Here is a 6,511-nt window from a genome sequence, read left to right as displayed (position 1 = left end):
CCCATTTTTCCCGATCCGACAGGCATTCTCCGTTTAAACCGCCGCTACAACCTCAAACCGACCGGTGGATCGAGGCTAAGTGGGCTGTGGACGAATGCGCCGCAGCGGAGTGGCCTGAAGGCGACGGGGCCGGCATGGAGCTGTTGGCAATGTACACCGCAGCCTGTGTCCGCCGTTCAAAGCCAAGTTTTGCCAGTAGCGAGGACACGTAATTCTTGACGGTCTTCTCCGCCAGGAACATTTCAGCGGCAATCTGCCGGTTCGTCAGGCCGCCGCCCACGAGTTCCAGGACGCGCCGTTCCTGTGGGGTGAGACCGGCAATCCTCGGGTCCACCTGCTGGGGCGTGACAAGGCTGTCGACAACGCTGGCCGCCACGCCGTCATCGAACAGCGACTCACCGGCAGCGGCGCGCCGGAGTGCCCCGATGAGGTCAGTGCCACCGATTTCCTTCAGGACGTAACCGCGGGCGCCGGCGAGTACCGCGCCTCGCAGGGCCTGCTCGTCATCGAAACTCGTCAGAATCAGGCAGTTGAGGTTCGGGTCCACCGACCGCACGTCCCGGCAGACTTCGATGCCCGTGCCGTCCGGAAGTCGGGCGTCGAGCACGCTAACGTCGGGGTGCAGGGCCGGAATCCGCCGCGTTGCCTCGACAGCGGAACCTGAGCTGCCCACAACCTGGAAACCCTCGCCCTCTAGAAGCTCCTGCAACCCGCGCCTGACAAGTTCATGGTCATCGAGGATGAACACACGGATCAGGTCAATGTGCACGTCCTGTGCGGTGGGACCCTGGTCTGCCCGAGGAATCATGGTCCTCCTGTCCGGCGGCCGGAGCTGCCATCATCGGTCCGCAACCGGCTTGCGGTGCGGTGCAGATCCCATTATGTCTGCCCGGACCCGGTTTCCCTCATCCGGCTCTGCCATTCTCGTTGACACCTCCAGGCGCAACAAGGGTCCTTGGACCCACAGCGGGCATGACTTTAGACCCTAGCACCGGGCGGTTCCGGCACACATCCTTGAAGAACCCCTGCCGCTCCGCGGCCGGGTTCTACACGCGACAGCCCTGCGAAAGGGAACGACATGAATGAGGCCATGGACGTCCGTACCATCGTTGTCGGCGTGGACGGTTCGGACGCTTCGGTGGAAGCCCTGAAGCGGGCGCAGGGCCTTGCGGGGCAACTTGGAGCCCAGGTTGTCGCGCTGGCGTGCTGGGATTACCCGCCCGTATACGACGGCTACGTGGCCATGGGGATCAACGACTTCGATGTCCGTGCCGGGGAGATCCTGAACGACGCCGTAGCCAAGGCCTTCGGGCCGGAGACACCGCCGAACGTCGAGACCCGGCTGGTGCAGGGACGCCCGCGGCATACCCTAATTGACGCCAGCCGGACCGCGGACATGCTGGTGGTCGGCCGCCGCGGCCACGGCGGCTTCGGCGGTCTGCTAATCGGGTCCGTAAGTTCAGCCTGCGTTGCGCACGCGCATTGCCCAGTCCTGGTAGTGCACACACCAGAGAAGCATTGACGCCCCGAACGCAGGCGCTGCCTACTCGAAAGCCGCGCGCCGGGGATCGGAAAGCCGGGTGTTCCACAGGTCCGGCTTCTTGGCCTTGAATCGCCGGCCCGTCAGGGCCTTTGGCGCCACCCGGACGTAGTAGTCCTTGTCGCCGGGCTGCCATGGTTCCAGGAAGAGGGCATCAACCTCGTCCTTTTCGTCCTGGGTCTCGATCAGTTCGGCTTCGCCGCGGGCAACGACGCTCCATGCCTTCTCTTCATGGGCGTCATAGCCGTCGATTTCGAAAGCCACGGGCTTGGCGGTCATGGCGGCCCAGAGTTTGGTCCCGCCGGCCGTACGGAACACGATGCTGCGGCGATGGAGTACGAAGTTCACCGGGAAGATCTCGGGGTGGCCGTCGACAATGAGGGCGATCCTTCCCACCGTCTCCGTGCCGAGCATGACCCAGCACTGGTCAATGGACAGCTGGCCTTGGGGCGGCGTCATGTTGTTCATATAAACCCACGTTACGGTCCCGCCGCTACGCCCATTAGGGCCATAGGGCCCCTAGCGGCACCACGACAGCCTCTGATACTGGACAGGCGCGTTGTGTCTCCCCACCGGCGTTATGGCGCCCACCATCGTTGTGGCGCCTACCAGGGGCTGGGCTTGTAGTCCTTAAGGAAGACGCCGTACTGGTCCTCGCCGTTTTCTCCCATGACAATCGGGTCGTAAACCCTGGCTGCACCGTCCACGAGGTCCAGCGGCGCATGGAAGCCTTCCTCCATGAGCCTGACCTTGGTGAAGTGGGGCCGCTCATCGGTAATCCAGCCGGTATCCACCGCGGTCATCAGGATGCCGTCGGCATCGAGCATTTCCTGCGCGCTGGTCCGGGTCATCATGTTCAGCGCGGCTTTGGCCATGTTCGTATGGGGGTGGCCCGGGCCCTTGTAGGCGCGGGAGAACTGGCCCTCCATGGCGGAGACATTCACGATGTACTTCCGGTGCGCGGTGGACCGCTTCATGGCTGCACGCAGCCGGCTCACCAGCAGGAAGGGCGCCGTGACGTTGCAGAGCTGCACCTCGAGCATTTCCAGCGGATCAACTTCGTCCACCACCTGGGTCCAGCTGTTGATCGTGGCAAGATCCGGGACCAGTCCGCCGGCGTCAATGGCCGTGCCGGAGGCAATGCGCTCCAGCGATGCCGAGCCTGTCGAGAGGGCAAGGGAGGTGATGGCGTCCCCGGCCAAGACCGGGTGCTCCATGACGCTGCTGGCAAGGGCGAGCGGGTGCTTGTCGTGGGCATGGCCGAACGTCACCAGTTCCGGGCCGCCATTGGCTGCCTCAAGGGCTGCCGGCAAGGGCTCGTCCTCGGCATCAACAAGGGGTTTGTACGCGTTCCCGGACCGGCGGACTGTCTGGGCGGCGTTGTTGATGATGATGTCCAGGGGACCCGCAGCGTCGAGGGAGTCGGTCAGGGCCATCACCTGGGAGGGATCACGGAGGTCAATGCCCACAATCCGGAGCCGGTGGAGCCAGTCCCCGCTGTCCTCCATCGCCGCGAAGCGGCGTGCAGCATCCTTCGGGAACCGTGTGGTGATCGTGGTGTGGGCGCCGTCGCGAAGCAGCCGCAGGGCAATGTACATGCCGATTTTCGCGCGTCCGCCCGTCAGCAGCGCACGCCGGCCCGTGAGGTCGGTGCGCGCATCACGCTTGCTGTGGCTGAATGCGGCACACTCAGGGCACAGCTGGTGATAGAACGCGTCAACCTGCGTGTAGTGGTTCTTGCAGATGTAGCAGGGGCGGGACCTGATGAGGTGCCCGGCCACCTTCCCCGTCGCTGAGGGTTCCAGCTTGTTCCCGCGCGTTTCGTCGTCGATCCGGTCGGGTGCAGCCGTGGCCGTCTGGGCGATCACTGCCCGGTCCGACTCCGCGATCAGGTCGCGTTTGGTGACCCGTCGGTGTCGTTTGACAGCCTTGAACATCTTGCCGGTGGCGCGGCGCACCGAGACGTAGTCAGGGTGTTCCTCGTCGTAGGCGTGGATGGTGTTGAGAACCTTGAGGCAGGCCTGGATGTCCTCAGGCGTCAAATCGGGGGTGTTCATTGGTCCAATTTTACAGCCTGGGAGTCCTACGGCCTGCCGTCAGGTTTCGGGGGACAGGGATCCGGTCCTAGTCGGCGACAGCCACACCCAGTGTCGCTGCGTGAGCTTCACCCAGCTGGGTCACGGAGTCCCGGGCGGCCGGGTAGTTTTCAGTGGCCGCCTTCACTGCGTTGGGCACCAGGTGAAGGTTGGCGGCCGACAGCGCGCGTTCGGCGTCGTCCGGCTCAGGGACTTCCTGTCCCTTGGACAACACGGTGATGCCCGAATCGGTGACTTTGAATCCGCGGGCGCGGTCGCGCTCCGGGTCCAGGCCGATCGCAGCACCGGCAGGTACCTTGACGTTTTTGTCGATGATGGCGCGGTTTATCACGGCGCCCTCGCCGATCTGGACCTTATCCATCAGGACCGAATCAACCACCCGGCTGGACGTGCTCACGTAAACGTCGTTGGACAGGACGGAACCTTCCACGATGCCGCCGGAGATCACCACGCCGCTGGCCACGATCGAATCGAGCGCCGTACCCACGGTGTTTCCCTTGCCGCGGACGAACTTTGCCGGCGGGGAAATGCTCTGCCGGGTGTAAATGGGCCATTCCGAGTTGTACAGATTGAATACCGGCATCGGGGAAATGAGGTCCATGTGCGCGTCGTAGAAGGAATCGATGGTGCCCACGTCGCGCCAGTAGGTGCGGTCCCGTTCGGTGGAACCCGGAATGTCGTTCAACGTGAAGTCATAAACGCCTGCTTCGCCCTTGTTGACGAAGTACGGAATGATGTCGCCGCCCATATCGTGCTTGGTGTCGAGGCGCTCGGCATCAACGTGCAAGGCGTCCACCAGGGCATCGGCATCGAACACGTAGTTGCCCATGGAAGCCAGGAACTGCGTCGGATCGGCGGCCAGGCCCGGAGTTGAGGACGGCTTCTCCACGAAGGCCGCAATCTTCTGGGGATCGTTCTGGTCCACTTCGATGACACCGAACTGGTCGGCCATGTTGAGGGGCTGGCGGACGGCGGCCACCGTGGCCTTGGCGCCGCTGGCGACGTGCTGCTCCACCATCTGCGCGAAGTCCATGCGGTAGACGTGGTCCGCGCCAACAACGACCACAATGTCGGGGTTGGCGTCATGGATCAGGTTCAGGGACTGGTAAATGGCATTAGCACTGCCAAGGAACCAGCTCTTGCCCACACGCTGCTGCGCGGGGACGGATGCAATGTAGTTTCCCAGCTGCGTGGACATTCGCCACGTTTCGGAAATGTGCCGGTCCAGGCTGTGGGATTTGTATTGCGTCAACACCACAATCTGCAAGTAGCGGGAATTCACGAGGTTGGAAAGTGCAAAGTCAATCAGCCGGTAGCTCCCGGCAAAAGGCACGCCGGGTTTGGCCCTGTCCGCCGTCAATGGCATCAGACGGTTACCCTCGCCGCCTGCGAGGACAATAGCCAGGACTTTCTTATTCAACGGCATGGTGGTCGCTCCTGTACGCCTTCGTATCTTTCCCCAATAGTCCGGCACGCCCGGACCCCTTCACACTAGAACAGATACGCCGTAAGGACTACCTTGGGTATCGTGCGAATAGACATTGTGACTAAAGAGTTCCCGCCCGAGATTTACGGTGGCGCCGGGGTCCATGTGGCTGAACTAAGCCGCGTGCTGGCCAAGCATGTGGATTTGCAGGTGCGGGCCTTCGGGGCGCCCCGGGATCCCGACTATCACGGGGCGAAGGTGACGTCCTACTCCGTTCCGGAGGATCTGGGGGCCGCCAACGCCGCCGTCCAGACGCTCGGGGTCGATCTGCGCATCGTGCCGGACATTGCGGGGGCCGACCTTGTGCATTCGCACACCTGGTACGCAAACATGGCGGGCCACCTCGCCTCGCTGCTGCACGGCATTCCGCATGTGTTGAGCGCCCATAGCCTGGAGCCGCTCCGGCCGTGGAAAGCCGAACAGCTCGGAGGCGGCTATGCCTTGTCCTCCTGGGTGGAAAAGACCGCCTACGAGGCCGCCGCTGCAATCATCGCCGTGTCCGAGGGGATGCGGCAGGACATCCTGCGCAGCTACCCGGACGTGGACCCGGCCAAGGTCCGCGTGGTGCACAACGGCATCGACGTCGAACTCTGGCAGCGTGACGAGGCAGATGACGCCATCCGCGCCCTGGGCATCGATCCGGCGCTGCCCAGCGTAGTTTTCGTAGGCCGCAACACCCGCCAGAAGGGCGTTCCGTACCTGCTGCGTGCCGCAGCCAAGCTGCCGGCCGATGTCCAGCTGGTCCTGTGCCTCGGCGCGGCGGACACTCCGGAGCTCGCCGCGGAAACTGCCCGCCTGATCGAGGAGCTGCAGACTCAGCGCAGCGGAGTTGTCCTTATTGAACGGATGCTTCCCCGCAACGAACTGATCCAGGTCCTCAGCCACGCAACCGCCTTTGCCTGCCCGTCCATCTACGAGCCGCTGGGCATCGTGAACCTGGAGGCCATGGCCTGCGGTGCGGCCGTGGTGGCCAGCGCCACCGGCGGGATCCCGGAGGTTGTCCGGCATGGCGAAACCGGACTGCTGGTGGATCTGGAGCAGGTCACCGACGGCACCGGAACCCCGCTCGATCCGGAGAAGTTCGTCAACGAATTCGCAGCCGCCTTGACCGAGGTGGTGTCCGATCCGGAGCGCGCCCGCGCCATGGGACAGGCCGGCCGCCGCCGCGCGGAGGAGCACTTCTCCTGGGACTCCATCACGCAAACCACCCTTGAGGTGTACCGCTCGGTCCTCGCCTAACCCGGTCCTTGCCTAAAAGGACTTAATCGAGTAGGTGGGTCGGGTTTCCCGACCCACCTCTCACACCACCGTGCGTGCGGGCCTCGCATACGGCGGTTCGCTAGGTCGTTTGAAAACGATCCCACGCAGTGCGAAAGAAAATGAGGCCGT

Annotated in this window: 6 protein-coding genes; 2 read left to right on the top strand and 4 right to left on the bottom strand. The window is 63.8% G+C overall.

The features are described from left to right. Positions 1-52: 52 nt before the first annotated feature. Complete coding sequence (locus tag PV761_RS23905; protein ID WP_347900009.1) at positions 53-808, bottom strand: response regulator transcription factor; 756 nt, start codon at positions 806-808, stop codon at positions 53-55. A gap of 282 nt (positions 809-1,090) precedes the next feature. On the opposite strand from PV761_RS23905, the gene PV761_RS23900 reads away from it, so the two are divergent. Beyond that, positions 1,091-1,522, top strand: a complete 432-nt coding sequence (locus PV761_RS23900; protein ID WP_347900008.1) for a universal stress protein — start codon at positions 1,091-1,093, stop codon at positions 1,520-1,522. 21 nt (positions 1,523-1,543) lie between these two features. Here PV761_RS23900 and PV761_RS23895 read toward each other — a convergent pair whose 3' ends face one another. The 3 genes from PV761_RS23895 to glgC form a co-directional block, all read right to left on the bottom strand. Then, on the bottom strand, positions 1,544-2,008 hold the full coding sequence (locus tag PV761_RS23895) for a pyridoxamine 5'-phosphate oxidase family protein (protein WP_347900007.1): 465 nt from the start codon (positions 2,006-2,008) through the stop codon (positions 1,544-1,546). A gap of 137 nt (positions 2,009-2,145) precedes the next feature. Beyond that, positions 2,146-3,597 (bottom strand): SDR family NAD(P)-dependent oxidoreductase, encoded by a 1,452-nt coding sequence (locus tag PV761_RS23890; RefSeq protein WP_347900006.1) that lies wholly within the window; start codon positions 3,595-3,597, stop codon positions 2,146-2,148. A gap of 67 nt (positions 3,598-3,664) precedes the next feature. Further along, positions 3,665-5,062, bottom strand: a complete 1,398-nt coding sequence (gene glgC / locus PV761_RS23885) for a glucose-1-phosphate adenylyltransferase (protein ID WP_347900005.1) — start codon at positions 5,060-5,062, stop codon at positions 3,665-3,667. Between the two features lie 102 nt (positions 5,063-5,164). Here glgC and glgA point away from each other — a divergent pair, with 102 nt between their 5' ends. After that, complete coding sequence (gene glgA / locus PV761_RS23880) at positions 5,165-6,361, top strand: glycogen synthase (RefSeq protein WP_028269249.1); 1,197 nt, start codon at positions 5,165-5,167, stop codon at positions 6,359-6,361. The last annotated feature ends 150 nt before the right edge of the window (positions 6,362-6,511 follow it).

It is taken from the genome of Arthrobacter sp. CC3 (genome assembly GCF_039907775.1).
GTDB lineage: Bacteria > Actinomycetota > Actinomycetes > Actinomycetales > Micrococcaceae > Arthrobacter.
Note: the sequence above shows the minus strand (reverse complement) of the source record. Positions and strands in the feature narration are given on the sequence as shown.

Excerpts from the sequence above, each read along its gene's own strand:
- glgC (WP_347900005.1), bottom strand. The coding sequence starts at position 5,062 with ATGCCGTTGAATAAGAAAGTCCTGGCTATTGTCCTCGCAGGCGGCGAG.
- PV761_RS23895 (WP_347900007.1), bottom strand. The coding sequence starts at position 2,008 with ATGAACAACATGACGCCGCCCCAAGGCCAGCTGTCCATTGACCAGTGC.
- PV761_RS23890 (WP_347900006.1), bottom strand. The coding sequence starts at position 3,597 with ATGAACACCCCCGATTTGACGCCTGAGGACATCCAGGCCTGCCTCAAG.
- PV761_RS23905 (WP_347900009.1), bottom strand. The coding sequence starts at position 808 with ATGATTCCTCGGGCAGACCAGGGTCCCACCGCACAGGACGTGCACATT.
- PV761_RS23900 (WP_347900008.1), top strand. The coding sequence starts at position 1,091 with ATGGACGTCCGTACCATCGTTGTCGGCGTGGACGGTTCGGACGCTTCG.